This is a genomic window from Microlunatus elymi, from assembly GCF_007362775.1.
Lineage (GTDB): Bacteria > Actinomycetota > Actinomycetes > Propionibacteriales > Propionibacteriaceae > Microlunatus > Microlunatus elymi.
Map to the genome: position 1 here is coordinate 1,596,743 of NZ_CP041692.1, position 24,355 is coordinate 1,621,097.

Here is a 24,355-nt window from a genome sequence, read left to right on the forward strand (position 1 = left end):
TGGTGACGCACCTTCGGTAGGGAGTTTCGGGACGAAAGCGGTAAGAATGCAGGAGCAGATTGCCTTGCCCTCCTCAAAAGTGCGGTTCGGGCTATCTGCTCCGACATTCTTACCGCTTCAGCCGCGGTACACGGCCTGCCAGCTGCCCGGGCCGGGGTGCACCGGGGCGCCGACCGAGCGCCAGTAGGCGGCCCAGCCGGACTTCGGCTCTTCGACCCGGGTGTTCGGCGAGGCGGCGGCACGGGCGGTGAGCACGGCGACGACGGCCGCGACCTCTTCGTCGGTCGGGTTGCCGGTGATCGTGATCTCGGAGTCGATCTTGGTCACAGCGGGATGTTCCCGTGCTTCTTGGGCGGCAGCTGCTCGCGTTTGGTCCGCAGCAGCTGCAGTGCCCGGGTGATCTCGGTACGGGTCTGGCGCGGCTGGATGACCGCGTCGACATAGCCGCGTTCGGCCGCCAGGTAGGGATTGGCGAGCTCGTCGTCGTACTCGGTGATCAACTCCGCCCGACGGGCGTCCGGGTCGGCGGCGTCGGCCAGTTCGCGGCGGTAGAGGATGTTGACCGCACCCTGCGCGCCCATCACCGCGATCTGGGCGGTCGGCCAGGCCAGATTGATGTCCGCGCCCAGATGTTTGGATCCCATCACGTCGTAGGCGCCGCCGTACGCCTTGCGGGTGATCACGGTGACCAGCGGCACGGTCGCCTCCGCATAGGCGAACAGCAGCTTGGCGCCGCGGCGGATGATCCCGTTCCACTCCTGATCGGTGCCGGGCAGGAAGCCCGGCACGTCGACGAAGGTGATCACCGGGATGTTGAACGCGTCGCAGGTGCGGACGAACCGGGCCGCCTTCTCGGACGCGTTGATGTCCAGGCAACCGGCCAGCACCGACGGCTGGTTGGCGACGATGCCGACCGCGCGACCCTCCACCCGGCCATAACCGGTGATCACATTGCCGGCGTACAGCGGCTGTACCTCGAGGAAATCCTCGTCATCGAGGACCGTCTTGATTACTTCGTGCATGTCGTACGGCTGATTCGGCGAGTCCGGCACGATCGTGTCCAGGAGGCGATCAAGATCATTGATCTCCAGCTCTGCCTCGGACGGATAGCTGGGCGCTTCCTCCAGGTTGTTCTGCGGCAGATAGCTCAGAAGTTCTTTGACATAAGCAATGGCGTCCTCCTCGTCGGAGGCCAGATAGTGCGCGTTGCCCGAGGTGGTGTTGTGGGTACGGCCGCCGCCGAGATCCTCCATCGTGACGTCCTCGCCGGTGACGGTCTTGATCACGTCCGGGCCGGTGATGAACATCTGCGAGGTCTGATCGACCATGATGGTGAAGTCGGTGATCGCGGGGGAGTAGACCGCACCGCCGGCGCACGGGCCCATGATCAACGAGATCTGCGGGATCACTCCGGAGGCATGGGTGTTGCGGCGGAAGATCTCCCCGTACAGGCCGAGCGAGACCACGCCCTCCTGGATCCGGGCGCCACCGGAATCGTTGATCCCGATCAGCGGACAGCCGGTCTTCAACGCGAAGTCCATCACCTTGGCGATCTTCTCCCCGAACACCTGCCCCAGCGAGCCACCGAAGACGGTGAAGTCCTGGGAGAACACGCACACCTGGCGACCGTCGACGGTGCCGAAACCGGTGATCACGCCGTCGCCGTACGGCCGCCGCTGCTCCATCCCGAACGAGGTGGAGCGGTGCCGGGCGAATTCGTCCAGCTCCAGGAACGATCCCTCGTCCAGCAGCAACTCGATCCGTTCCCGAGCGGTCAGTTTGCCGCGGGCGTGCTGCTTCTCCACCGCCGCGGCCGAACCGGCATGCACCGCCTCGTCGAGACGATGTTCGAGATCGGCCAGCTTGCCGGCCGTGGTGTGCCGGTCGAGATCGTCACCGTCGAGATCGGATGGGGCGTACGTCACGAGTCAGACCCTAACGCCCCAGCCTCGACCGACCGACGACCTCGGGCCGCTGGTCGCGGTGCACTATCGTCGATGCCCTGATGTACGACACCGATCCCCTGGACGCCGAGCGTCTGCGCGAATTGTTGATCATGCCTGATGCGAGCGCGGCCGCGGACGGGCTGTGGCGTCGGATCGAGGTGGTCGAGGAAACCGGATCCACCAACGCCGACCTGGCCGACTGGGCCCGCAACGGGGCAGCCGGCGATGGCACCGCCCTGCTGACCGGCTTCCAGTCCCGCGGCCGCGGCCGGCTGGACCGCACCTGGACCGCACCGCCCGGGGCCAGCCTGGCGATGTCGATGCTGGTGCTGCCCGGCGACAGCAGCGCCCACCGCTGGACCTGGCTGCCGCTGATCTGCGGGATGGCCACCGCCGAGGGCCTGCGCCGGGCCACCGGCGTCGCCCCGATGTTGAAGTGGCCCAACGATGTGATGGTCGGCGATCGCAAGCTGTGCGGGATTCTGGCCGAACGGGTGGAGACTCCCAACGGTCCGGGCTGCGTGATCGGCGTCGGCATCAACACCGATCTGACCGAGGAACAACTGCCGGTGCCGTGGGCGACCTCGCTGGCGCTGCTCGGCGCCAGCACCCGAAACAAGACCACCCTTGCGGTCACCGTGCTGCGAGCCTTCGAGCTGCTGTATCGGCAATGGCAGAACGACTTCGACGCCGCGGCCCTGGCCACCTCGTACGTGGGCCGCTGCGCCACCATCGGGCGTCAGGTCCGGGTCGTCCTCCCGGAGGGGGACGTGACCGGCCGGGCCGAGGCGATCGACGATCACGGTCGGCTGGTGGTACAGACCGACCGCGGCCGGCAGACCTTCGGCGCCGGTGACGTGGTGCATCTGCGCTGACCTCTCGGCCGTACGAAGTGGGCTGACCGGCTCGCGGCGGTACGTTGGCTGCCATGGGCTTGCCACGAAGACTTCTCGGCGACAACGAGCACGTCGAGATCCAGGTCCGGACCCACGCCAAGGCGATGGTGTTGCCGGCGATCATGTTGATCGCGCTCGGCGCCGGCGTCGGTATCGGCGCCGCGGTGATCCCGCACCAGATCGCGCCGGTCGGTCAGTACGTGGTGATCATCCTCGGCCTCATCCTGGCGATCTGGTGGTGTGTGCTGCCCTTCCTGCGCTGGCGAACCACCACCTACACGGTGACGAATCGGCGCCTGATCCTGAGGACCGGGATCCTCAGCAAGACCGGCAAGGATCTGCCGCTGATCCGGGTGAATGACGTCAGCTACGCCCGCAGCCTGTCCGATCGGGTGTTCGGTTGCGGCACCTTGAAGGTGCAGACCGCCGGCGAGGACGGGCTGATCGAGCTGGACGACATCCCCGACGTCGAACAGGTCCACCGGATCATGAGCGAGCTGTTGTTCGAGGAGATCCATGGCCGGCAGCCGAACTGATTCGATCGTGATCGAGCGGCCGCGGGACCGGGTGGCCGAGATCGTGATGAATCGGCCGGACGCGTTGAATGCGGTCGACGCCCGGCAGGCGACCCTGATCGCCGATGCCTGCGCCGAGTTGGCTGCCGATGATCGGCTCAGCGTGGTGATCTTGAGTACGGCGCTGGACCGCGCCTTCTGCGTCGGCGCGGACCTGAAGGAACGCAACCAGCTGACCAATGATGATCTTGCTGCCCAGCGGCCGGCATCTCGACGTGCCTACAACTCCGTCTTGGGGCTACCGATGCCCACGATCGCTGCAGTGGAAGGATTTGCGCTCGGCGGCGGCTGCGAGTTGGCGCTGTCCTGCGACCTGATCATCGCCTCCGACTCGGCCGCCTTCGGGTTGCCCGAGGTGGGTGTCGGAGTGATCCCTGGCGGTGGCGGGACCCAGTTGCTGTCCCGCCGGGTCGGACTGAACCGGGCCGCGGATCTGATCTTCAGCACCCGCCGGGTCTCGGCCGACGAGGCGTACGCGATCGGGCTGGCCGACCGGCGAGCTGCCGCCGGCGCCGCCCGTACCGCGGCCGGTGAGCTGGCCGCTGAGATAGCCGCGAAGTCGCCGGTCGCCCTGCGCAACGCCAAGCGGGCGTTGCGGACCGGCTTCGATCTGCCGATGGCCGAGGCGCTCGAGGTGGAGGACGCGTGCTGGCACGACACCGCGATGTCGGCCGACCGCGCCGAGGGCGTCGCCGCCTTCGTGGAGAAACGCAAGCCCGAATGGCCTCGCGCGAAGGGCTGAATCAGGTCCGGGGACGCAGCTGTTGCCCCGGCCAGGTCGGGACACATCACTACACCGGCCGTCCCAGGACAGCAGCGCAATCATTGTCTGAACGATCAGCCTGAGGGATCGCGGCGGGGTGCCCGGGCAGCGCCGCCAGCGTGCCGCACTGGTTAGCGTCGATCGCTGGCGCGGTGGTTCAGTCGTGGATGGGCGCGGCGGCGACCCAGATGTGGTCGGCGAAAGGTCCTTCGCCGAGATCGTGGGAACCGGTCTGGTTGACCAGGAAGATTCTGCCGCGTGGCGCCCGGAACAGGACGGTTCCGGGCTCGGGTTGTCGGCGATCCCATAGGCCGTGGGTGATCACTCGATGCTCCGGTCTGGCTTCGGGTCCGAGGTTGTTCTCCCTGGTTTGCCCTGTGCGGCCGGGTCGGTAGGGGTCGCTGTGGTCCAGGTCAAGATGCTGGCCGCGGGAGGTGGAGAAGGGGAAGTCGCTGCTGGGGCGTTTGAGGAACATCCGCTCCCGCATCAGCCGTGGGATTTCATAGGAGTTGACCGGCGTCAGGTCGGCGTTCAGGTCGATCACCGGCTTGACTGTGACTTGGCAGCCTTGGAGCCAGTCGGCGACCAGGCTGGACACGATCGGTCCGATGTCCTCCACCCTGGTCACGCCGAGTCCGGTTTGCAGGGTTTCTTGGGCAATGTGCATGTACAGGGTGGCGTCAGGCCGCAACCTGGCGGGGTCGAGTTGGCTGATCGCCCGGATCGCCGCCCAAGCCAGATCATGATCATCGTCCAGTCGGGGATAGCGGACCGGATGATCGTTGCCGGGTTGGGTTTCCGGTCCGCCGCCTTGCTCGGGCCCCTCGGGTTGCGTGCCCGATCCACCGGACGATTCATGATCCTGCGGCTGCGAGCCCGGTCCGCCGTCCTGAACAACCGCAGACGACTCGACCGGCGGAGCCTCCACAACAGGGCGATCATGATCATCCTCGGGCAGATCGTCATCACCGAGATCGGGGTCGAACAGGGATGGTGCGTCGTCTTCGGCCAACAGCCGCAGCGCGTACAGCGGGTTGGCCAGGATCCCGATCGCCGCCGCACGGCGTTCGTCCTTGCTGCGGGTATCGCCGCGGCGGGCGAGAAGGTCGGCGAATCGGTCGACCATCGCGTCGAACCAGATCACATCACAGGCATCCGCGCGGGCGAACACGGTCTTGCAACCGTGCTCGGTCGACTGTCCGACCCAGACACCCTTCTCCCGTTGCCGGCGGTTGGCCTCGGCGGCGATCCGGTCGGCATCGACCTCGATGATCTTCGCCTCCACCAACCGCAACAACGCCGCCCGACCCAACCGGCCCACATAGTCGGCCAACGCGGCATCCACCAGCCCGGCCTTCTCCAGGGTCAGGTGCCGGGTGGCCTGGGCGATCAGTTGCGCGTCGGCGCCCTCGATCTCAAAGTTGCAGACTCGGTCCCAGAGTCGGGGCAGCCGATACCGCAGATCCAGAGCGTCGCCGATGAAATACCGGCCACCAGCGATCGACTTCCGCAGCTGGGTGGCGAACTCCGGAACGGCGAACTCCGCCATCGCCGGCGTCCCCTCCCCACCGGGATGAATCGGCCGATCCCCGCCCGGAATCGACAACTGATACGGATCGATCGACTCGGCCGGATGATACTGGGCCCATTCCACGGCCGCGATCAATTTGGTATTGCGGCCGATCAACTCCTGCCGGTCGGCATCACCGACGACACGCAAGATCTGCGCCGCGTCCCGTCCGCCCTCGTCGACCATGCACCTGACGGTACAGACACGGTCTGACAAAACATGCCCGCCGGAAACCCAACCCTACAAGAGAAATCTCGAACATGCCGCCGGGACTCCGGCGGTCGCATTGGGTCGCAGGCCCGCACGCCTTGCCCAGGCTCCGGGGTGCCAACGTGGGAGTCGAAGCCTGAAAGAGATCCGCTGATGCCCGGATCCACCAACGTCCAGGACATCATCGACACCGTGGCCACGTGAAGCGAACGTGGTCAGCTGGGTGAAAGATCATGTCGGAGACAGGATCGATGAAGCCGGTCCGGCCACCGATGTCCAATCTGCCGCAAGCTGTGCGTTCAATCTGCCGCTACTCACGTGTTCAATCTGCCGCGGCGCGCGTGCTCCAGTCCGCTTGTTGCCGCTTTGGCCGATCGGATGCCGCGTCCTGACGGTCACGCCGCCGTACTGGCTGTTCCCGGGCAGTGTGATCGCGCCGTCGTCTCCTGGCCCGGTGTGTGGGTAGCATCCGTTCGGCAGAAGCAGATCGAGTGCGAGGATTGCGTGGTGTCCCCAGAAGACGGGCCGGCGGCAGCGACGCCGCTGGTGTCGGTGATCATTCCGACGTACAACAGCCGGGAGTTTCTGGCCGAGGCGCTGACGGCGATCCGGGCCCAGACGCTGGGCGCGGAGCAGATCGAGACGATCGTCATCGACGACGGCTCGACCGACGACACCTGGGACTACCTGCAGGGGCTGGCCGAGCAGTGGCCGCAGCTGCGGATCTTCACCCAAGCCAACTCCGGAGCGCCGTCGGTCGGCCGCAACGTCGGTCTGCGCGTCGCGACGGGGCGCTACCTGTTCTTCCACGACGCGGACGACTGGCTGGCCGACGATGCGCTGGATCGGCTGACCGCAGCCGCCGAGGACTTCGGTGCCGACGTGGTGGTTGGGCAGGTACGGGTGGTCGGCCGCCAGGGGTGGACCGTCAACAAGGTGCGAGCCGCTGCTGACGCGGACCTGATCGAGGATCGGATCTGGACCACGCTGTCGGCGCAGAAGCTGTTTCGGCGGGCGTTGATCGACCGGCTGTCGCTGGAGTTCTGCGAGGACATGGTGCAGGGCGAGGACCAGGTCTTCGTGGCCACCGCGCTGCTGGCCGCCAAGCGGGTGACCTCGCTGACCGACAGCACGTACTACTTCCGCCGCCGCAACCTGCCCGGCAGTCTGTCCCGGCAACCGCAGACTTTGCAGAACAAGCTGCTGACGGCAACGCGGATGACCGAGTTGATCATGAAGAATGTCGAGCCCCAGCAGCGATCCCGTTATTTCGATCGGGTGTTGATCCGGGTGGTCGCACCGTCCTTCGGCGGTCCGTTCATGCGTGCCGACGAGACCGAACGAGAGGTTGCACTGGCCGAGCTCAAACGGACCGTACTGTCGCAGCTGGAGGCCCGTCACCTGGATCGTGCCCGGGAGGACGCCCGGCTGCGGCTGATGGTCGCCTCCCGCGGCGGCGCCGAGGACATCGTTGCGCTGAACGAGTGGATCGCGGCCGGTCGGGCCCGGAGCGCCTTCGGCGATCGGCTCCGTTACGACTTGCCCGACTCGCTGAATGCGCTGCTGACACCGGCGGAGCTGATCGTCCGGACCTCACCGGGCGCGCCGCGTCCGGTCGTCGAACCGCACCCGGCGGGGTGGACGCGCCGGCTGAGGACCAGGGCAGGAGGTTTTGTCGGCCGCTGGCGCGGCCGTCTAACCTGAAGCGGTGCTCGAACCCGGATCGTTGCCTGCCCCACCGCAGCATCATGCGCTGCCGGTGCAGCTGTTCCGGTTCGTGATCACCGGCGGGCTGTCGGCGATCGTCGACTTCGGCATCCTGGTGCTGCTGATGCACTTCGGCCTGCTACACACACCCGCCAAGGCGATCTCGTTCGTCTGCGGCACCACCACCGCGTACCTGATCAATCGGCGCTGGACCTTCCGGGCCGAACCGTCGGCACGGCGCTTCGTCAGCGTGTTGATCTTGTACGGTTCGACGTTCTTCGTCCAGGTCGGCCTGTTCGCGGTGCTCTATCCGGTGCTGGCGCGGCACCTGCCTCAGATCTGGACCCAGACGCTCGCGTTCGTGATCGCCCAAGGTGTGGCGACCGCGGTGAACTTCATCGTGCAGCGGATGGTGATCTTCCGCTATCGCCCGCCGCTGGCTTGAACAAACCTGACTTGACCAACCGGGCTTGATCAACGAGCCGCTGCCTTGATCAACCCGCCGAAGAGCCCGGCGTCGTCGCGTTCCTCCGGATGCCATTGGACGCCCAGCCGGAACCGTTCGCCGTCGGCTTCCAGCGCCTCGATCGCACCGTCGGCGGATCTTGCCGAGATCTGCAGGCCGGGATGTTCGGCCACCGCCTGGTGATGGTGGCAGCTCACCTGCAGCCGGTCGCCGACCAGACTGGCGACCCGGCTCTTCGGTTCCACGATCACTTCGACCGTGCCGTAATCCGCGCCGCCCGGCGAATGCAGTTGGTGGCCGAGCTGATCGGGCAGATGCTGTTGCAGGGTGCCGCCGGCGTGCACCGCCAGCACCTGCAAACCACGACAGATCCCCAACACCGGAAGGGAAATCCGGTCGGCTGCGTCGAGCAGAGCCAACTCCCAGGCATCGCGTACGCCGCCGGGCTGATCGGTCTGCGGGTGTCGGTCCGCGCCGTATCGGGCCGGGTCGACATCGGGCCCGCCGGTGATGATCAAGCCGTCGATCCGCGCCACCACCGCGTCGGCGTGATCACCGGGATCCTGCGGCGGTGGCAGCAGGATCGGGATGCCGCCGGCCAGTTCGACCGAGCGGGTGTACGTGGTGGGCAGCAGCACCGCCTCGGTGTCCCAGACGCCCCACTGTGCCTTGTTGCGATAGCAGCTCAGCCCGATCACCGGTTTCATGATCAACTCGACGATCAGAGCGGGGTGACGTAGGCGGCGGAGATGCCGCCGTCGACCAGGAAGGTGTTGGCGGTGATGAAGCTCGACTCGTCGCTGGCCAGGAACAACACCGCGTTGGCGATCTCCTCCGGCTCGGCGAAGCGGCCCATCGGCACGTGCACCAGTCGGCGCTCCGCTCGCTCGGGGTCGGAGGCGAACAGCTCCTGCAGCAACGGCGTGTTCACCGGGCCGGGGCACAGCGCGTTCACCCGGATGCCGGAACGGGCGAACTGCACACCGAGCTCGCGACTCATCGACAGCACGCCACCCTTGGAGGCGGAGTAGGAGATCTGAGACGTGGCAGCACCCATCAGTGCGACGAACGAGGCCGTGTTGATGATCGAACCCCGACCTTGCTCGGTCATGATCTCCAACGCGGCCTTGCAGCACAGGTAAACACTGGTCAGGTTGACCTGCTGCACCTGATGCCAGGCGTCCAGATCGGTGTCCAGGATCGAATCGTCCTCCGGCGGCGAGATGCCGGCGTTGTTGAAGGCGATGTCGACCGATCCGAACTGTTCCCTGGCGGACCGGAAAAGATGATCAACTGCGGACTTGTCGGTGACGTCGGTGGCCAGGTACGCACCGCCGACGGACGCTGCCACGTCCGGCCCTTGGGTGTCGTCGACGTCGCCGATCACCACCGTGGCGCCTTCGGTGGCCAGCCGCCGTACCGTTGCCAGCCCGATGCCGGAGCAGCCTCCGGTGACCACCGCGACCTTGCCGTCCACCCGTCCTGCCATGTTGTTCGCACTCCTCATTCCAAGGGTCTGAGCTTGTCGAAGGACCGTAAGCCCTGCTCCGGTGTATTCAGTAGTCGGCGATGAAGACGTTCTTCTCCTCGGTGTACGCGTCGGCGGCGTCCGGGCCGAGCTCGCGGCCGAGCCCGGACTGTTTGTAGCCGCCGAAGGGGGTCCAGTAGCGGACCGAGGAGTGTGAGTTGACGCTCAGGTTGCCGGCCTGGACCGACCGGGACACCCGCAGCGCCCGGCCAAGATCACGGGTGAAGATCGAGCCGGACAGGCCGTAGTCGCTGTCGTTGGCGAGCCGGATCGCGTCGGCCTCGTCGGTGAACGGCTGCACAGCCAGCACCGGCCCGAACACCTCTTCGCGCCAGATCCGATCATCGGGCGAGGTGTTGATGATCACCGTCGGCGGCATCCAGAATCCCGGCCCGTCCGGAGCCGTGCCGGTGTAGGCGACGTCGGCGTCATCCAGATATCCCTGTACGCGTTGACGATGCTGTGCCGAGGTCAACGGTCCCATGATCGTTTCCGGATCGGCCGGATCGCCGACGCGTACGTCCTTGACCGCCGGCTCGAGCAGCTCCAGGAAGCGGTCCAGCACCGAGGACTGGACCAGGATCCGTGATCGGGCGCAGCAGTCCTGGCCGGAGTTGTCGAAGACCGCTCCCGGTGCGGCAGTGGCGGCTCGCTCCAGATCGGCGTCGGCGAAGATCACGTTCGCGCTCTTGCCGCCGAGCTCCAGCGTGCAGCGCTTCAACTGCTCGGCGCAGCCGGCCATGATCATCTTGCCGACTCGGGTCGATCCGGTGAAGGTGATCTTGCGGACCAACGGATGCTCGACCAGCCGCCGCCCGACCACCGGACCTTCGCCGGGCAGGACGGTGAACACCCCGTCGGGAATCCCAGCCTCGGCGGCGATCTCGGCCAATCGCAGGGCGGTCAGCGGGGTCCACTCCGCCGGCTTCAGCACAACGCAGTTACCGGCGGCAAGCGCCGGCGCGAAGCCCCAGCCGGCGATCGGCATCGGGAAATTCCAGGGCACGATCACGCCCACCACACCGAGCGGTTCGCGGAAGGTGACGTCGATGCCGCCGGCGACCGGGATCTGCCGGCCGAACAGCCGCTCCGGAGTGGCCGAGTAGAAGTTCAGCACGTCGCGGACGTTTCCTGCCTCCCAACGGGCGTTTCCGATCGGATGCCCGGAGTTGCGGACCTCCAGCTGGGCCAGCTCGTCGCCATGATCATCAACCAGCCGGGCGAACCGGCGCAGCAACGTCGCCCGATCACCGGGAGCAAGATCACGCCAGCCGCCGAAGGCCTGGTGGGCCCGCTCGATCGCCGCGTCGGTTTCCTCCGCCGAGGCGAACTCGACTGTGGTGAAGGCCTCCGCGGTGGTCGGATTGATCACCGGAAACGTCGTGCTCACAACATCCTCTCCATCGTGTCAGGAACCTTACATGCGCTCGAAAGAGCCATCCATTACATGCGCACGAAAGAGCCATCCATTACATGCGCTCGAAAGAGCCATCTATTACATGCGCTCGAAAGAGCGACGCCGCTCCCAGTCGGTGACGGTCGCGTTGAACGCAGCCAACTCGACGTCGGCCATGTTGGTGTAGTGATCGACCACCGGATCGCCGAGCAGCTTGCGGGTCAGCGCGGATCGGGTGAAGGCGTCGCGGGCCCGAGCGAGCGTCTGCGGCACCGTCGGCAGGTCGGCGTCGTACGCGTTGCCGGTGGTCTCGGCCGGCAGCTCCAACTCATGATCAACTCCGTACAGACCGCCCGCGAGCATGGCGGCCAGTGCTAGGTACGGGTTGACGTCGCCGCCCGGCACCCGGTTCTCCAGCCGGGCCGACAGTCCGTCGCCCACCAGCCGGACCGCGCAGGTGCGGTTGTCGTAGCCCCAGCCGATCTTGGTCGGCGCGAAGGACCCGTCGGCGAATCTCTTGTAGGAGTTGACGTTCGGCGCGTAGAGCAGGGTGAAGTCGGGCATCGTCGCCAGCACGCCGGCGATGAATCGGTCGTAGAGCTCGGTCCGCTGCCCGTTGCCGAAGACCGGCTTGCCGTCCCGGTCGCGCAGCGACAGGTGGATGTGGCAGGAGTTGCCCTCGCGCTCGTCGTACTTGGCCATGAAGGTGATCGACTGGCCGCGGCGAGCGGCGATCTCCTTGGCGGCGTTCTTGTAGACCACGTGATTGTCGGCGGTGGTCAGCGCGTCGGCGTAGAGGAAGCCGATCTCCTGCTGGCCCAGGTTGCACTCGCCCTTGGCCGACTCGACGTTCATCCCGGCCCCGTACATCGCGTTGCGGATCTCCCGCAGCAGCGGCTCGACCTTGCTGCCGGCCAAGATCGAATAGTCGCCGTTGTACGGCACCGCGGGTCGCAGATCATGGAAGCCGGACTGCCAGGCGTCGGCGTAGCTGGTGTCGAAGATCATGAACTCCAGCTCGGTCCCGGCCAGAGCGGTGTAGCCGCGCTCGGCCACCTGCTCCAGCTGGTTCTTCAAGATCGTTCGGGGCGACTGGGCCACCGGACTGCCGTCCAGCCAGGTCAGGTCGCACTGCACCATCGCTGCGCCCGGCTGATGCGGGAGCAGCCGAAGGGTGTCGGTGTCCAGGCTGAAGATCATGTCGCCGTAGCCGCGCTCCCAGGAGGAGACCGCATAGCCGTCGACGGTGTTCATGTCGACGTCGACGGCGAGCAGATAGTTGCAACCCTCGCTGCCGTGAGCCAGCACGTGATCACGGAAGTACGCGGCGTGCATCCGCTTGCCCTGCAGGCGGCCCTGCATGTCGGTGAAGCAGACGATCACGGTGTCGAGGTCGCCGTTGTCGATCATGGACTGCAGACCGGCGACGCTCAGGTGACGGTCGGTCCGAAGCCCGAGTTTGCTCTCTCTCATATCGCTTCCGTTCAACGGGGATCAACAGTCGGCGGGTTGGTCAACTGAGCAGGCCGCGCAACAGCGCAGCGGTGTCGTCGCAGTGTCGTTCCATGGCCAGTCTGGCCTGTGCGGGGCGTCGATTCCGAATCGCCCGGACGATGCTGCTGTGCTGGGCGTTGGAGTGCTCGATGTTGACCTCCAGCATCGGGATCGCGGTGAGCAGGGTGTGCACGTCGGCCTGAACGCGGGTGATGGCCTGGAGCAGCTGTGGTGAGCCGGTGACGGTGGCGATCGCCAGGTGCAGCCGGGAATCGGCCTGTCGGTAGGCGCCGGGCTTGTCGGCCTGCTCCACCGCCTGCAGCGAGGTGTCCAACAGCTTTTGATGATCATGGTCGAGGACGGAGGCGGCTGCCAGGCCGGCCGCGCCCGGCTCGACGACCCGGCGGAAGACCAGCGCATCCATCAGCTCGTCGCGCCGGCCGGCGAGTTGGCGGGAGTTGGCGTGGGCCGGGGTGACCGGCCGGTGGCTGATCACCGTTCCGCCGCCGCGACCGCGCACCGTACGCACCATGCCTGCTTGACGCAGCGCGGCGATCGCCTCCCGCAGCGTGGCCCGGGAGACGCCCATCCGCGCGCTGAGCTCGCGCTCGGCCGGCAACACGCTGCCCTCCGGAAAGACGCCGAGCCGGATCGCCGTCGCCAGCCGTTCGACGCAGTCCTCGAAGGCGTGCCGGCCGCGTCCGCCGCCGAGGATTCCGGTGGCCAACCGGTCGGTGGCTCCCTCGCTCATCGAGCCGTCACTCATCGAGAACCGTGTCGGCTTCCTTGGTCAGATGCTCGGCCTCGGCGCGTCCCTGCATGAAGTTCTTCCGTCCGCCGACGAACCAGGTGACCAGCGCCAGTACGGCCACCACGATCACCGCGACCGGCGCGTAGTTGAAGGTGCTGATCGTCACCGGCGAGGCCGGCGGGAGCACGAACAGGACGCAGATGATCGCAACCCAGACGATCGCGATCCAGCCGATCACCGGCGACCAGCGGCCCAGGCTCCACGGTCCGGGCGTGAAGTCCTTGCTCAGTCGCCGCAGCAGCACCGGCACGACGTAGGCGATGTAGAGCCCGATCACCGCGATCGAGGTGACGGCCAGGTAGGCGGTGGCGTTGAACAGCGCAGGTAGGGCCAAGATCACCGAGCAGGTGACGCACAGCCAGATCGAGTTGGTCGGGGTGCCGGTGCGCGAGTTGACCTTGGACCAGATCCGCGATCCGGGCAGCGCATGATCACGGGAGAAGGCGTACGACATCCGCGAGTTGGCGGTCACCGATGCCATCCCGCAGAAGAACTGAGCAACGCAGACGATGAACAGCAGGAACTTGGCCACCGTCGGGGATCCCAACGCATCAAGGAAGATCTGCGCCGGCGGGAGTCCGGTGTCACTGGCGGCCAGCTTGGTCAGCCCGGCCGGGGAGGCGTCCGGAATGGCAGCGGTGATCGAGAACAGCAGGATGAATCCGCCGATCACCGAGACCAGCACGGAGGTGACAATGCCGCGGGGCGCCGACCTCGAGGCGCCGCGGGTCTCCTCGGCGACGTGAGCCGAGGCGTCGTACCCGGTGTAGGTGTACTGCGCCATCAACAGACCCATCAGGAACACGTACGGGCCGAACATCCAGCCGGTCTCGTTGTGCCAGCCGGTCAAGGTCCAGCTGACCGACTGATGCTTCTCGGGCAGGATCCAGAGCACCGCGACGATGATCGCGACGCCGACCAGGTGCCACCAGGCGGAGACGTTGGAGAGCAGGCTGACCAGGTTGACACCGAACGTGTTCAACAGCGCGTGGGCGACGATGATCACCAGGAAGGTGATGAAGGTGCTGGTCGCCGTCGGCTCGAAGCCGAAGGTGAGGTTGGCGAAGGCCATCCAGGTGGAGGCACAGCCGTAGTCGATGGCCGCGGTCACCGCGATCTCGCCGAGGAAGTTGAACCAGCCGACGAACCAGGCCCACTGCCGCTTGTTCCTGCGGGCCAGCCGGCCGGCCCAGAAGTAGAGCCCGCCGGCGGTGGGGTAGCGCGAACACACCTCGGCCATCGCCGCGGACACCGCGAGCACGAAGACGCCGACGATCAACCAACCCAGGACCAACGTGGACGGCCCGCCGGAGACCAACGCGATCTTGTAGCTGGTGATGCAGCCGGCCAGGATCGAGATGATCGAGAAGGACACCGCGAAGTTGGAGAAGCCCGACATCCGCCGATGCAGCTCCTGCTTGTAGCCCAGCTCCGCCAGCAACGACTCGTCGCTCTGCCCGGCAGGTGTGGCTTCCTTGCCATCGCTCATAGCTCCGGCAGTCTGTCGGGTCGGGCCAGAATCTGTCAATGGTCTGGCCTCAGACCATTGAGCGGGGCTCAACCTCACAGCCGCGCGCAAAAACCGCCGCCGCACCCGAAATTTCGAGTGCGGCGGTCGATTTTGGGTGCGGCTGTCACGTGAGCCGCGCGGTTTAGCTGATGTTGCCGGTGTCCTTGATGGTCTGGTTCATGTCGGCGAACATCTTCGGTACGCCCTGGGCGGCCGAGGTCTTGCCGTTGATGATGTCGACCCACTGCACGTTGGTGATGTCGCCGACGCGTTGCGACCACGGGGCGATGAAGCGCACCGGGATCTTGGTCGGGGTCTGCATCTCGTAACGGACCGTGTCGGCCGTGCTTCCTGCGCCGGACTTCGTCAGCGAGTCGTAGTAGGGCGGTGCGGACGGCGCGTAGGCCGGCGGGGCGACAGGCGCCTTGGCCAGCACCTTGGGCAGTACGTCGGTCTCCAGATAGCTCAGCGCCTTCCACACCGCGTCGGGATCCTTGAGCTGTTTGGGCGAGCAAACCCCTTGTGGATCGAGGGGTTGGACCGGTGTCGCGGCGGTCGGCATCGGCGCGAAGCCCCAGTCGCCGGCCTTCATCGATGTGCTGGCCAGGAACGACACCGCCAGCCACTGGCCGCCGTAGAGCAGTCCGGTCTTGCCGCTGGAGAAGGCGGCGGTCGCGTTGGCGTTGGCCTGATCGGTCGCCATTACATCACCGGCCTGCATCAGCTTGCTCCATTGATCGGCAGCGTCGATCAGCTGCTGGTCGTACTGCAGCTCGGTGCCGCCGGTGTAGTGATCATTCACCTTCTTGCCACCGTTGCCGACCGACAACAGGTTGGTTCCATTCAGCGAGTAGAGCCCGGACGGTGCATCCATCGTCCACAAGCCGTACTTGGACCCATTGACGCCCTTCAACTTCTTGATCACGGAGAACAGCTCGGGCCAAGTCCACTTGGTCTTCGGTATGCTCACGCCGGCCTTCGCCAGATACTTCTTGTTGTAGAAGAACCCGTACGTGTTGGCCAGCGTCGGCAGACCGTACAACTGACCGGGGCTGATGTACCAGGAGTCGAGGGTGGCCGGAGAGAACTTGGCCGGATCGAAACTGCCGGACTTCTTCTTCGCATAATCCGCCCAGTTGTAGAGCAGACCCTGACGGCCCATCGCCTCGGCGGTGTCCAGGTTGCACCAGAAGAAGTCTGGCAGCTTCTGCGCCAGCGTCAGTGAGGTGAGCTTCTGGTTGTACGCGGCCGACGGGATGTTCATCCGTTGGACGTGGTACTGGCCGTCGGACCAGCCGGAGAACGCCTCGTCCAGGGCGGCGTTGGTGGTGGTGTCCTCCCAGGTGAAGTAGGTGATCGCCGTCGGATCGGTGCTGTACGAGCTGGACAGGCCCGAGCAGCCGGTGGCGACCAGCGCGGTGACCGCGGCGATGCCGACGGCTGCGAGCTTGATCAACTTCTTCTTGATCATTTGGTGCCACCTCCCAGGCTGCCGAGCCCGGTCATGAAGTAGCGCTGTGCCAGGAAGAACAGCACCAGCGGCGGCAGCATGTACCAGAAGTTCGTTGCCATGTAGTAGTTGTACGGAGTCACCGAGACACCGGCGAACGAGCCGGAGAACTGCGCCATGCCCAGCGAGAGCGGGTATTTGCTGTCGGTGGTCAGGTAGATGAGCGGGCTGAGGTAGTCGTTCCAGGCGCCTTGGAAGCTCATCACGGCCATGGTGATCCACAGCGGCTTGGTGAGCGGGAACATGATCCGGGTGAAGATCCGCCAGTGGCCCGCCCCGTCGATCGTCGCTGCCTCGTCGATGGACATCGGGATGGTCATGAAGTACTGCCGGGCCAGGAAGGTGAAGATCGGATTACCGAGGAAGGCAGGCAGGATCAGCGGCCACCACGAGTCGTACAGATGGACGGCGATGTAGAGCCGTACCAGCGGGATCATGCCGACGATGCCGGGCAGGAAGATCGAGCAGGTGAAGACGTAGAACCACACCTTGCGGCCGGTGAATTCGACTCGCGCCAGGCCGTAGCCGACCAGCATCGAGGAGAGCACCGCGCCGACGGTGACCAGCACCGTGATGGTGACGGTGTTGCCCAGCAGGCCGAGGAAGTTGATCTGCTTCGGACCGTCGATGAAGTTGGACCAGATGAATTCCTTGGGTAGCAGGTCGGGCGGCAGTTGGTTGATGTCGGTGTCGCTTTTCAAGGCGATGCTCAACATCCACAGCAGCGGGAAGATCATCGACACCGCGAGCACGGCGCAGAGCAGATACCAGGCGAGCCGGGAGACGTGCATCGGGACGCGTACCGACAGTGGCGCCTTGCGCCGGTTCGGCGGACTGCCCGCGGTCTGTGGCTTGGGCGCCACGGTGGTCATGGTGGTCATCGTGGCCGCCTCAATTCCTGGTCTCGTTGGCGTTGTAGACCCACATCGAGGAGGTCCGGAAGGTGAACGCGGTGACGATCATGACCAGGATGAACAGGAACCACACCTCGGCCGTGGCGTAACCCATCAGCGGATTGTTGACGCTGGTGAACCCGTCGGTATAGATCTTGTACATCAGCAGGTCGGTCGAGTTGTCCGGGCCGCCCTGGGTGAGGATCGCAATCTGGTTGAACGTCTGGAAGGCGCCGTTGATCTGCAAGATCAGCTGCAGCAGCAGGATCGGGGTGATCATCGGCAGGGTGACGGAGAAGAAGGTACGGATCGCGCCGGCACCGTCGAGCTTGGCGGCCTCGTACAGCTCGTCGGGAACGTTCTGCAGACCGGCCAAGAAGATGATCATGGTTCCACCGACGCCCCAGACGCCGATCAGGATCACGGTCGGCATCGCGGTGTCGGCGCTGCTCAGCCACTGGCTGGTCGGCAGGTGTAGCCAGCTGAGGATCTGATTGGCCAGTCCGAACTGAGGATCGAACAGGTACTTCCACATCGTCAGAACGGCGATCGACGGCAACACCACCGGCAGGAAGAAGATCGTCCGGAAGATCTTCACGCCCTTCAATTTGCGGTTGAGCAGCACCGCGAGGGCGAGTCCGGCGATCAGACTGACCGGTACGCTGATCACCGCGAACACCAACGTGTTGCGGACCGCGATCCAGAAAACCGGATCCTTCGTCAGCATGTAGACGTAGTTGTCCAGGCCGATGAACTGCGGCTTGGTGACACCGTTCCAGCGGGTGAGCGAGTAGTAGATGCTCATCACCAGCGGGTAGGCGACGAACAGACCGAAGCCCACGATCGACGGTGCGATGAACAAGTAGCCGACCCGGTTGTTGCGGCGGAGACTTCGTCGTTTACGGGCCGGAGGTCCGGAGCTCGAGTCCGCCGGGACGGTGCCGAGCCTCACTTCCCGCGTCAGTGCGGAATTGGACATGAAGGTTCCCTCTCCATCGAGGCTTCTTGGGATCGTTTCCATGGAAACGTTTCCGAGGTTTCGCGCTGCAAGTTAGCACCGAGGTCGGTCCGAGGTCAACGAAGCAGCCCGGTGAGCGATCGCCACGTGCTCGCCCGGCAGATGCCGGCGCGGAGGGACGTTGAGATCAGTCGGGCGCGTGGAAGCGGCGGCCGCGACGGTCGAGGCGGGTGGGCACGCGCAGGGTACGAGCGGGGCCGGTGTCGCCGTCGATCCGGCGGAAGAGTTGCTCGGCTCCGCGCCGGCCGAGGTCGGCGGGGGAGTAGACGACCAGATCTACCTCGAAGGGCAGCAGGTCGGCCAGCTCCAGGTCGTCGAAGCCGGCCAGGGCGACGGTGGTGCCGAGGGTGGTCAGCGCCTGCAGCACGCCGAGGGTCATCCGGTTGTTGTCGCTGAAGATCGCCGTCGGCGGACGGCGCCGGGTCAGCAGGCCGATGGTCGACTCCCGGGCCGAATCGGTGGAGTAGTTGTGCATCGAGATCAGGTCGGCATCGGGCCGGATGCCGCGCTGACTGAGCAGCTGCTTGTACGACCTCAGCCGGGTGGCGCCGGTGGTGGCATCCGGGGATCCGCCGATGTAGGCGATCCGCCGATGCCCCGCCTCGAGCAGGCCGTTCAGCGCGGACTTGACCCCGCTGTGGTTGTCCAGCAGCACCCGGTCGTAACGGCCGCCGGCCGGCGCCCGGTCGACGTAGACGACCGGAACCGTACCGATGCCGAGCGTCTCGTCGATCGGTTTGCGATCACTGGAGACGATCAGCAGCCCGTCCACCTGCCGCCGGACGAACTCGCGGACCAGGTCACGCTCGGCCTGGGCGTCCCGCTCCGTACTGCCGATCAGCAGCACATGATCACGGCCTTTCGCCACCTGCAGAGCGCCCGCGGCAACCTCCGAGCTGAACGGATTCTCCAAGTCGTCGATGATCAACCCGACCGTGGCCGAGGCCTGCCCGGGACGCAACATCCGGGCCACCTCGTTGCGGTGGAACCCGGTCTCCGCGATCGCTTTCTCAACCCTGGCTCGGGTCTCGGCCGACACACTGGAGCTCTTGTTCACCACCCGGGACACCGTCCCGACGCCGACGCCGGCACGGGCCGCGACATCGCGCATCGTGGGTTTCCGGCCGGCCATGGCCACACCTTACGGGCGAACGGGCCGCCCCGTGACCGAATGCCGCCGCCCGTTCCCGCTGATCGGACCATGATCAACTTCGGGGAGCCCAGGGCGTTCGTTTACGATCAGTGACCGTGACCTATGTGGTGGGGATTATCGGTGGCGGGCAGCTGGCCCGGATGATGCACGCGGCCTCGATCGGGCTGGGCATCAACGTACGGCTGCTGGCCGAGGCAGCGGACACGTCCGCGGCACAGGTGGTCGGCGACACGACCGTCGGTGACTACACCGATCCGGCGACGGTACGGGACTTCGCCGCCGGCTGCGACGTGATCACCTTTGATCATGAGCACGTGCCGACCGACATCCTGACCGAACTCGAGACGTCCGGCATCGCCGTCCGGCCCGGTCCGAAACCGCTGGTGCACGCGCAGGACAAGGGCGTGATGCGGGACCGGCTCGGCGCGATGGGCATCCCGTGCCCGGCGAACCAGCGAGTGGCCACCCCCGAGGAGTTGATCAACTTCGGTGATCAGCACGGCTGGCCGGTGATCGCCAAGACCACCCGCGGCGGCTACGACGGCAAGGGCGTCTTCAAGATCAACTCCGCCGAGCAGGCCGCCGAGCCCTTCGCGAGTTCGACGGGATCAGGGGGTCTGCCCGGCGGGATCGGCATCCTGGCTGAGGAATTCGTCGACTTCAGCCGCGAACTCAGCGCCCTGGTCGTACGCTCGCCCAGCGGTCAGGCGGTGGCCTACCCGATCAGTGAGACGGTGCAGTCCGACGGCATCTGCACCGAGACCACCACGCCGGCGCCCGGTTTGACCGAGGAGCAGGCCATCGGTTGCCAGCAACTGGCGTTGACCATCGCCCATCAGTTGGAGGTGACCGGTCTGCTCGCGGTGGAGCTGATGCAGCGCGCCGACGGCAGCGTGGTGGTGAACGAGTTGGCGATGCGTCCGCACAACACCGCGCACTGGTCGATCGACGGCGCGCACACCTCCCAGTTCGAGAATCATCTGCGCGCGGTGTTGGACCTGCCGTTGGGTGATCCGACCACCCGTGCCCCTGGACCGTGATGGTGAACGTCCTCGGCGGCAGTGTGACCGACCTGCCGGCAGCGCTGTTGCACTGCTTCGCTCGGGATCCGAAGCTGCGCGTCCAGTTGTACGGCAAATCGGTCAAGCCCGGCCGCAAGGTCGGCCACGTGACCACCTTCGGAAACGATCTCGCCGATGTAGGCAAACGCGCTCGGCACGCAGCCGACTACCTGATGGGGAGTAAATGATCATGGTCGAGACACCGGCGCGGGTCGGCATCGTGATGGGTTCGGACTCGGACTGGCCGGTGATGCGGGAGGCCGGTGACGCGCTGGACGAATTCGGCATCGACTGGGCCGCCGACGTGGTGTCCGCGCATCGGATGCCGGAGGCGATGGTCGAATACGGCCGGACCGCGCACACCCGCGGACTCGAGGTGATCATCGCGGGTGCCGGTGGTGCCGCGCATCTGCCCGGCATGCTCGCCTCACTCACCCCGCTGCCGGTGATCGGCGTCCCGGTGCCGCTGAAATACCTGGACGGTATGGACTCCCTGCTGTCGATCGTGCAGATGCCGGCCGGGGTGCCGGTGGCGACGGTGTCGATCGGCAACGCCCGGAACGCTGGCCTGCTGGCCGCCCGCATCCTGGCCGCCGGCGACGCGTCCCTGACCCAGGCCATGATCGACTTCCAGGATCGGCTGCGGGAAGCTGCCGAGGCCAAGGGCGAGAAGGTACGAGCCCAGCAGGGCTGAGATGATCAAGGAACTGCTGGCCGGCGCGGCCATCCTGCCGCGAGCCTTCCAGTTGGTGACCGCACGACGACAGCTCTTCCTGCTCGGAGCGCTGCCACCGCTGATCACCTCGGTGATCTTCCTGGCGGTGTTGATCACTCTGATCAGCAACCTGCACACACTACTTCCCTTCCTGGCTTCGTTTTCCGACGACTGGGTTGCCGGTTTGCACCTGACGATCGAGATCGCGTTCGGCGTCGGCCTGGTCGGCGGACCGATGTTGATCATGGTTCTGGTGTTCACCGCGATCACCCTGCTGATCGGCGCGCCCGCCTACGACAAGATCGCCGAACTCACCGAGGCGGAGCTGGGGCACGCGCCCGCCGATACCGCGGACGCGCCGCTGCTGCGATCCGCCGGTCGGGCGATCCGGCAGTCGCTGGCGCTGGTGGCCGTCTCGGTGGCGGGTGCGATCGTGTTCGCGCTGCTCGGCTTCATCCCGGTGATCGGGCAGACCGTGATCCCGGTGCTGTCGACCGTCTTCGGCAGTTGGCTGCTCTGCATCGAGTTGCTGTCGCCGGCCTTCGAACGTCGCGGCCGGCTCCGGATCGCCGATCGTCGGGCCGCGATGGGGCAGCACCGCATGCGGACCCTCGGCTTCGCGATCCCGACCTTCCTGCTGCTGGCGATCCCGTTCGTGGCGGTCCTGGTCTTCCCGGCGGCCACCGCCGGCGGCACGATCCTGGCTCGCGAAGTCCTCCCCAACGACGAGAGACTCTGCTAAGTTCCGGCGGGTGGCGACTTCACAGACTTCACGCAGACGTAGTCGGATGCTTGCCGCAGCGGGGATTCTCGCCGCGTCGAGCCTGGTGATCGCACCCGTGACCGCGCAGGCACAGCCCGCCGCGCACGGCTCGCCGAGGCACAATGCCTCGGCGAACGCGGGCCATGCCGGCAACACCGGCCGGCTCAAACCCCGTACCCAGTTCACCATGAAGCCGGACGGCTCCAGCGGCCTGCGGGCCGACGGTGAGGGCATCCCCAACATCGATTCGGTCAAGTCGACCATCCGCACCTACTACGGCGACGACGGCGACGGCACCGCGAACCGCACCTCCTCGCCGTACATCACCGAGATGAATCGGATCGCCGACCGCGAGGAACGCAAGCTGCAGCAGCAGTATCGGCAGGCCAAGCGGCACGGCGACAAGCCGGCCCTGGTGTTCGACGCCGACGACACCACGCTGTGGACCTACGACATGGAGGCCGGGGCGATGAAGTTCGTCTACGACCCGGTGTTGCAGGACCAGTGGGTGCAGGACGAACGCTTCGCGGCAACGCCAGCGATGGTCCGACTGGTCAACCGGGCGCAGCAGTTGGGCTTCACGATCTTCGGACTGACCGGCCGCAACGATGATCAGAAGGCCGCCACCGTGGCCAACCTGAAGAAGGTCGGCTATCGCGGATTCACCGCCGATCGCTTCTACACCAAGTGGACCGGCAAGGGTGATTCGCAGCAGCCGAGCTACATCACCTGTGCTGCGGTCAAGTGCACAACGGTCGAGTACAAGGCCCTGACCCGCAAGCACATCGAAGCGCTCGGCTACGACATCGTCGCCAACTTCGGTGATCAGTGGTCCGACCTGCAGGGCGGCTATGCCGATCATGTGGTCAAGCTGCCGAACCCGACCTACTACCTGCCGTCTCCGGATCTTCCCGGCAAGCACGAGCCGTGGCTTGCACCCCGGACCCGCTTCACCATGCGGCCGGACGGTTCCAGCGGACTGCGGCCCGACGGTGACGGCATCCCCAACATCGATTCCGTCAAGTCCACCATCCGCAGCTACTACGGAGACACCGGCAACGGCCTTGCCAACAAGGAATCCTCGCCCTACGTCACCGAGCTGACCAAGATCATCAAGCGGCAGCAGCCTTCGGTGATCCACCGCTGCTGGCGGGAGAGCACCCGCGGCGGCAACCCGGCGCTGGTGCTGGACGCCGATGACACCACCTTGTGGACCTACGACATGGAGGCCGGGGCGATGAACTTCGTCTACGACCCGGTGCTGCAGGACCAGTGGGTGCAGGACGAGCGATTCCCTGCCACACCAGGGATGGTGGCGCTGGTGAACGCGGCCCAGCATGCCGGCTGCACGATCATCGGGCTGACCGGACGCAACGATGATCAGAAGGCGGCCACCGTACAGAACTTGATCAACGTCGGCTACAACGGTTTCACCAAGGACGACTACTACACCAAGTGGACCGGCAAGGGTGACTCCCAGCAGCCGAGCTACATCCACTGCGCCGAGGCCAGGTGCACCACCATCGAATACAAGTCGCAGACCCGTGCCTACGTGGAATCCAAGGCAGGTGGCGATTACGACGTGGTGGCCAACTTCGGTGATCAGTTCTCCGACCTGATCGGCGGCCACGCCGACCGCACGGTCAAGCTTCCCAACCCCACGTACTATTTGCCGTAAACGCCGGCTCGCTTCGCTCGCACGGGGACGACCCCCGGACCCCCGGGCGTGGCCACTTCCACAGATCAACTCCACTCGGCCGCTCCGCGACCGGCGGCATACGCGGCCGCGGGTGCGTTCCCCAAGTTTTGTGGGCTCAGAAGTCGCGACGTTGCTTCGCTTATTCGGCTTCGTCCCAGGGGAGTTCGCCGGACTCGGTCGGGGTCAGTGGGATCACGATCACCGGGCGGGGCTGCCGGTGGGTCAGGTGCGCGGCGACCGAGCCGCCGAAGAATTCGGCCAGGCCGGCGCGGAAGCCGGGTCGGCGGGTGCCGACCATGATCATGTACGCCTGCTCCTGCTCGGCCAGCTCGGCCAGCGCGATCGCGGGTTCGCCGATCGGCCGCCGGAATTCGACCGGCACCTCCTTGGCGCCGCAGGTCTCGGCCAGTCGCTGCTGCAGTTCCTCCGGGAACGGAGTCGGCTCGTCGACGATGTCGGGGTCCAGCGGCATCGTCATCAGGGTGCCGTCGGCCCCCTCGAACATGGCCATCTGGCCGGTGTCGACGAACGCGCACAGCACCCGAGCGCCGAGTTTTCGGGCCAGTTTGACCGCGTGTTTGATGACGAGGTCGGGTTGCCCGGGGGTGACGCCGACGACGATGGTCGGTGTGGCCGGGCCGGTCTGATCGTTCATGAGGCCTCCCTGCGCT

22 protein-coding genes and 1 pseudogene are annotated in these 24,355 nt (G+C 66.1%); 9 read left to right on the plus strand and 14 right to left on the minus strand.

Translation table 11 applies throughout. The features are described 5' to 3' along the window. Positions 1-117 precede the first annotated feature (117 nt). On the minus strand, positions 118-327 hold the full coding sequence (locus tag FOE78_RS07135) for an acyl-CoA carboxylase subunit epsilon (RefSeq protein WP_143985677.1): 210 nt from the start codon (positions 325-327) through the stop codon (positions 118-120). Then, the gene (locus FOE78_RS07140) at positions 324-1,925 is read right to left on the minus strand and encodes an acyl-CoA carboxylase subunit beta (protein ID WP_143985678.1); all 1,602 of its coding nucleotides are present in this window, start codon (positions 1,923-1,925) and stop codon (positions 324-326) included. Before FOE78_RS07140 ends, FOE78_RS07135 begins: the two co-directional genes overlap by 4 nt. An 80-nt stretch (positions 1,926-2,005) precedes the next feature. Here FOE78_RS07140 and FOE78_RS07145 point away from each other — a divergent pair, with 80 nt between their 5' ends. Genes FOE78_RS07145 through FOE78_RS07155 form a run of 3 tightly spaced genes read left to right on the plus strand, consistent with a single transcriptional unit; the run spans position 2,006 to position 4,159 of the window. After that, a complete protein-coding gene (locus FOE78_RS07145) occupies positions 2,006-2,821 on the plus strand; it encodes a biotin--[acetyl-CoA-carboxylase] ligase (RefSeq protein WP_143985679.1) in 816 nt (271 codons plus the stop codon). 53 nt (positions 2,822-2,874) lie between these two features. Continuing rightward, positions 2,875-3,378 carry a PH domain-containing protein gene (locus FOE78_RS07150; RefSeq protein WP_143985680.1) on the plus strand — a complete coding sequence of 168 codons (504 nt, stop codon included), beginning with the start codon at positions 2,875-2,877 and terminating at the stop codon, positions 3,376-3,378. After that, positions 3,359-4,159, plus strand: a complete 801-nt coding sequence (locus tag FOE78_RS07155) for an enoyl-CoA hydratase/isomerase family protein (protein ID WP_143985681.1) — start codon at positions 3,359-3,361, stop codon at positions 4,157-4,159. The genes FOE78_RS07150 and FOE78_RS07155 overlap by 20 nt, the downstream gene beginning before the upstream one ends. A gap of 178 nt (positions 4,160-4,337) precedes the next feature. Here FOE78_RS07155 and FOE78_RS07160 read toward each other — a convergent pair whose 3' ends face one another. Further along, positions 4,338-5,936 (minus strand): DUF222 domain-containing protein, encoded by a 1,599-nt coding sequence (locus tag FOE78_RS07160; protein ID WP_143985682.1) that lies wholly within the window; start codon positions 5,934-5,936, stop codon positions 4,338-4,340. Between the two features lie 531 nt (positions 5,937-6,467). On the opposite strand from FOE78_RS07160, the gene FOE78_RS07165 reads away from it, so the two are divergent. Continuing rightward, on the plus strand, positions 6,468-7,664 hold the full coding sequence (locus tag FOE78_RS07165; RefSeq protein ID WP_168207414.1) for a glycosyltransferase family 2 protein: 1,197 nt from the start codon (positions 6,468-6,470) through the stop codon (positions 7,662-7,664). A 4-nt stretch (positions 7,665-7,668) separates the two neighbouring features. Then, entirely contained in the window at positions 7,669-8,112 is a 444-nt protein-coding gene (locus FOE78_RS07170; protein ID WP_323125715.1) for a GtrA family protein, read from the plus strand. A gap of 29 nt (positions 8,113-8,141) precedes the next feature. Here FOE78_RS07170 and FOE78_RS07175 read toward each other — a convergent pair whose 3' ends face one another. From FOE78_RS07175 to FOE78_RS07220, 10 genes are all read right to left on the minus strand, one after another. Beyond that, on the minus strand, positions 8,142-8,840 hold the full coding sequence (locus FOE78_RS07175) for a gamma-glutamyl-gamma-aminobutyrate hydrolase family protein (RefSeq protein ID WP_143988648.1): 699 nt from the start codon (positions 8,838-8,840) through the stop codon (positions 8,142-8,144). Positions 8,841-8,854: 14 nt separating this feature from the next. Further along, on the minus strand, positions 8,855-9,622 hold the full coding sequence (locus FOE78_RS07180) for a 3-oxoacyl-ACP reductase (protein WP_143985684.1): 768 nt from the start codon (positions 9,620-9,622) through the stop codon (positions 8,855-8,857). Between the two features lie 67 nt (positions 9,623-9,689). Then, on the minus strand, positions 9,690-11,051 hold the full coding sequence (locus FOE78_RS07185; protein WP_210414866.1) for an aldehyde dehydrogenase family protein: 1,362 nt from the start codon (positions 11,049-11,051) through the stop codon (positions 9,690-9,692). A 105-nt stretch (positions 11,052-11,156) separates the two neighbouring features. Further along, positions 11,157-12,530 carry a glutamine synthetase family protein gene (locus tag FOE78_RS07190; protein WP_143985685.1) on the minus strand — a complete coding sequence of 458 codons (1,374 nt, stop codon included), beginning with the start codon at positions 12,528-12,530 and terminating at the stop codon, positions 11,157-11,159. A 40-nt stretch (positions 12,531-12,570) separates the two neighbouring features. After that, the gene (locus FOE78_RS07195; protein ID WP_228266088.1) at positions 12,571-13,317 is read right to left on the minus strand and encodes a FadR/GntR family transcriptional regulator; all 747 of its coding nucleotides are present in this window, start codon (positions 13,315-13,317) and stop codon (positions 12,571-12,573) included. Beyond that, complete coding sequence (locus FOE78_RS07200) at positions 13,310-14,851, minus strand: amino acid permease (protein WP_143985686.1); 1,542 nt, start codon at positions 14,849-14,851, stop codon at positions 13,310-13,312. Before FOE78_RS07200 ends, FOE78_RS07195 begins: the two co-directional genes overlap by 8 nt. A 163-nt stretch (positions 14,852-15,014) precedes the next feature. Further along, positions 15,015-16,343 carry an ABC transporter substrate-binding protein gene (locus tag FOE78_RS07205; protein ID WP_143985687.1) on the minus strand — a complete coding sequence of 443 codons (1,329 nt, stop codon included), beginning with the start codon at positions 16,341-16,343 and terminating at the stop codon, positions 15,015-15,017. Next, on the minus strand, positions 16,340-17,263 hold the full coding sequence (locus tag FOE78_RS07210; protein WP_228266089.1) for a carbohydrate ABC transporter permease: 924 nt from the start codon (positions 17,261-17,263) through the stop codon (positions 16,340-16,342). The genes FOE78_RS07205 and FOE78_RS07210 overlap by 4 nt, the downstream gene beginning before the upstream one ends. Before the next feature lie 10 nt (positions 17,264-17,273). Beyond that, the gene (locus FOE78_RS07215) at positions 17,274-18,254 is read right to left on the minus strand and encodes a carbohydrate ABC transporter permease (RefSeq protein ID WP_143985688.1); all 981 of its coding nucleotides are present in this window, start codon (positions 18,252-18,254) and stop codon (positions 17,274-17,276) included. A 166-nt stretch (positions 18,255-18,420) separates the two neighbouring features. Beyond that, positions 18,421-19,425 carry a LacI family DNA-binding transcriptional regulator gene (locus FOE78_RS07220; protein ID WP_143985689.1) on the minus strand — a complete coding sequence of 335 codons (1,005 nt, stop codon included), beginning with the start codon at positions 19,423-19,425 and terminating at the stop codon, positions 18,421-18,423. 161 nt (positions 19,426-19,586) lie between these two features. Here FOE78_RS07220 and FOE78_RS07225 point away from each other — a divergent pair. From FOE78_RS07225 to FOE78_RS07240, 4 genes and pseudogenes are all read left to right on the plus strand, one after another. Beyond that, a pseudogene (locus tag FOE78_RS07225) lies at positions 19,587-20,695 on the plus strand (5-(carboxyamino)imidazole ribonucleotide synthase). Positions 20,696-20,697: 2 nt separating this feature from the next. Beyond that, the gene (purE, locus tag FOE78_RS07230; RefSeq protein WP_143988652.1) at positions 20,698-21,201 is read left to right on the plus strand and encodes a 5-(carboxyamino)imidazole ribonucleotide mutase; all 504 of its coding nucleotides are present in this window, start codon (positions 20,698-20,700) and stop codon (positions 21,199-21,201) included. Between the two features lies 1 nt (position 21,202). Beyond that, positions 21,203-21,964: an EI24 domain-containing protein gene (locus FOE78_RS07235; RefSeq protein ID WP_143985690.1), complete on the plus strand. Its 762-nt coding sequence runs from the start codon at positions 21,203-21,205 to the stop codon at positions 21,962-21,964. 46 nt (positions 21,965-22,010) lie between these two features. Continuing rightward, positions 22,011-23,663, plus strand: coding sequence for an HAD family acid phosphatase (locus FOE78_RS07240; RefSeq protein ID WP_143985691.1), 1,653 nt, complete (start codon positions 22,011-22,013; stop codon positions 23,661-23,663). A 160-nt stretch (positions 23,664-23,823) separates the two neighbouring features. On the opposite strand, the gene FOE78_RS07245 is transcribed toward FOE78_RS07240, so the two are convergent. Beyond that, entirely contained in the window at positions 23,824-24,339 is a 516-nt protein-coding gene (locus tag FOE78_RS07245) for a universal stress protein (RefSeq protein ID WP_168207415.1), read from the minus strand. Positions 24,340-24,355 lie beyond the last annotated feature (16 nt).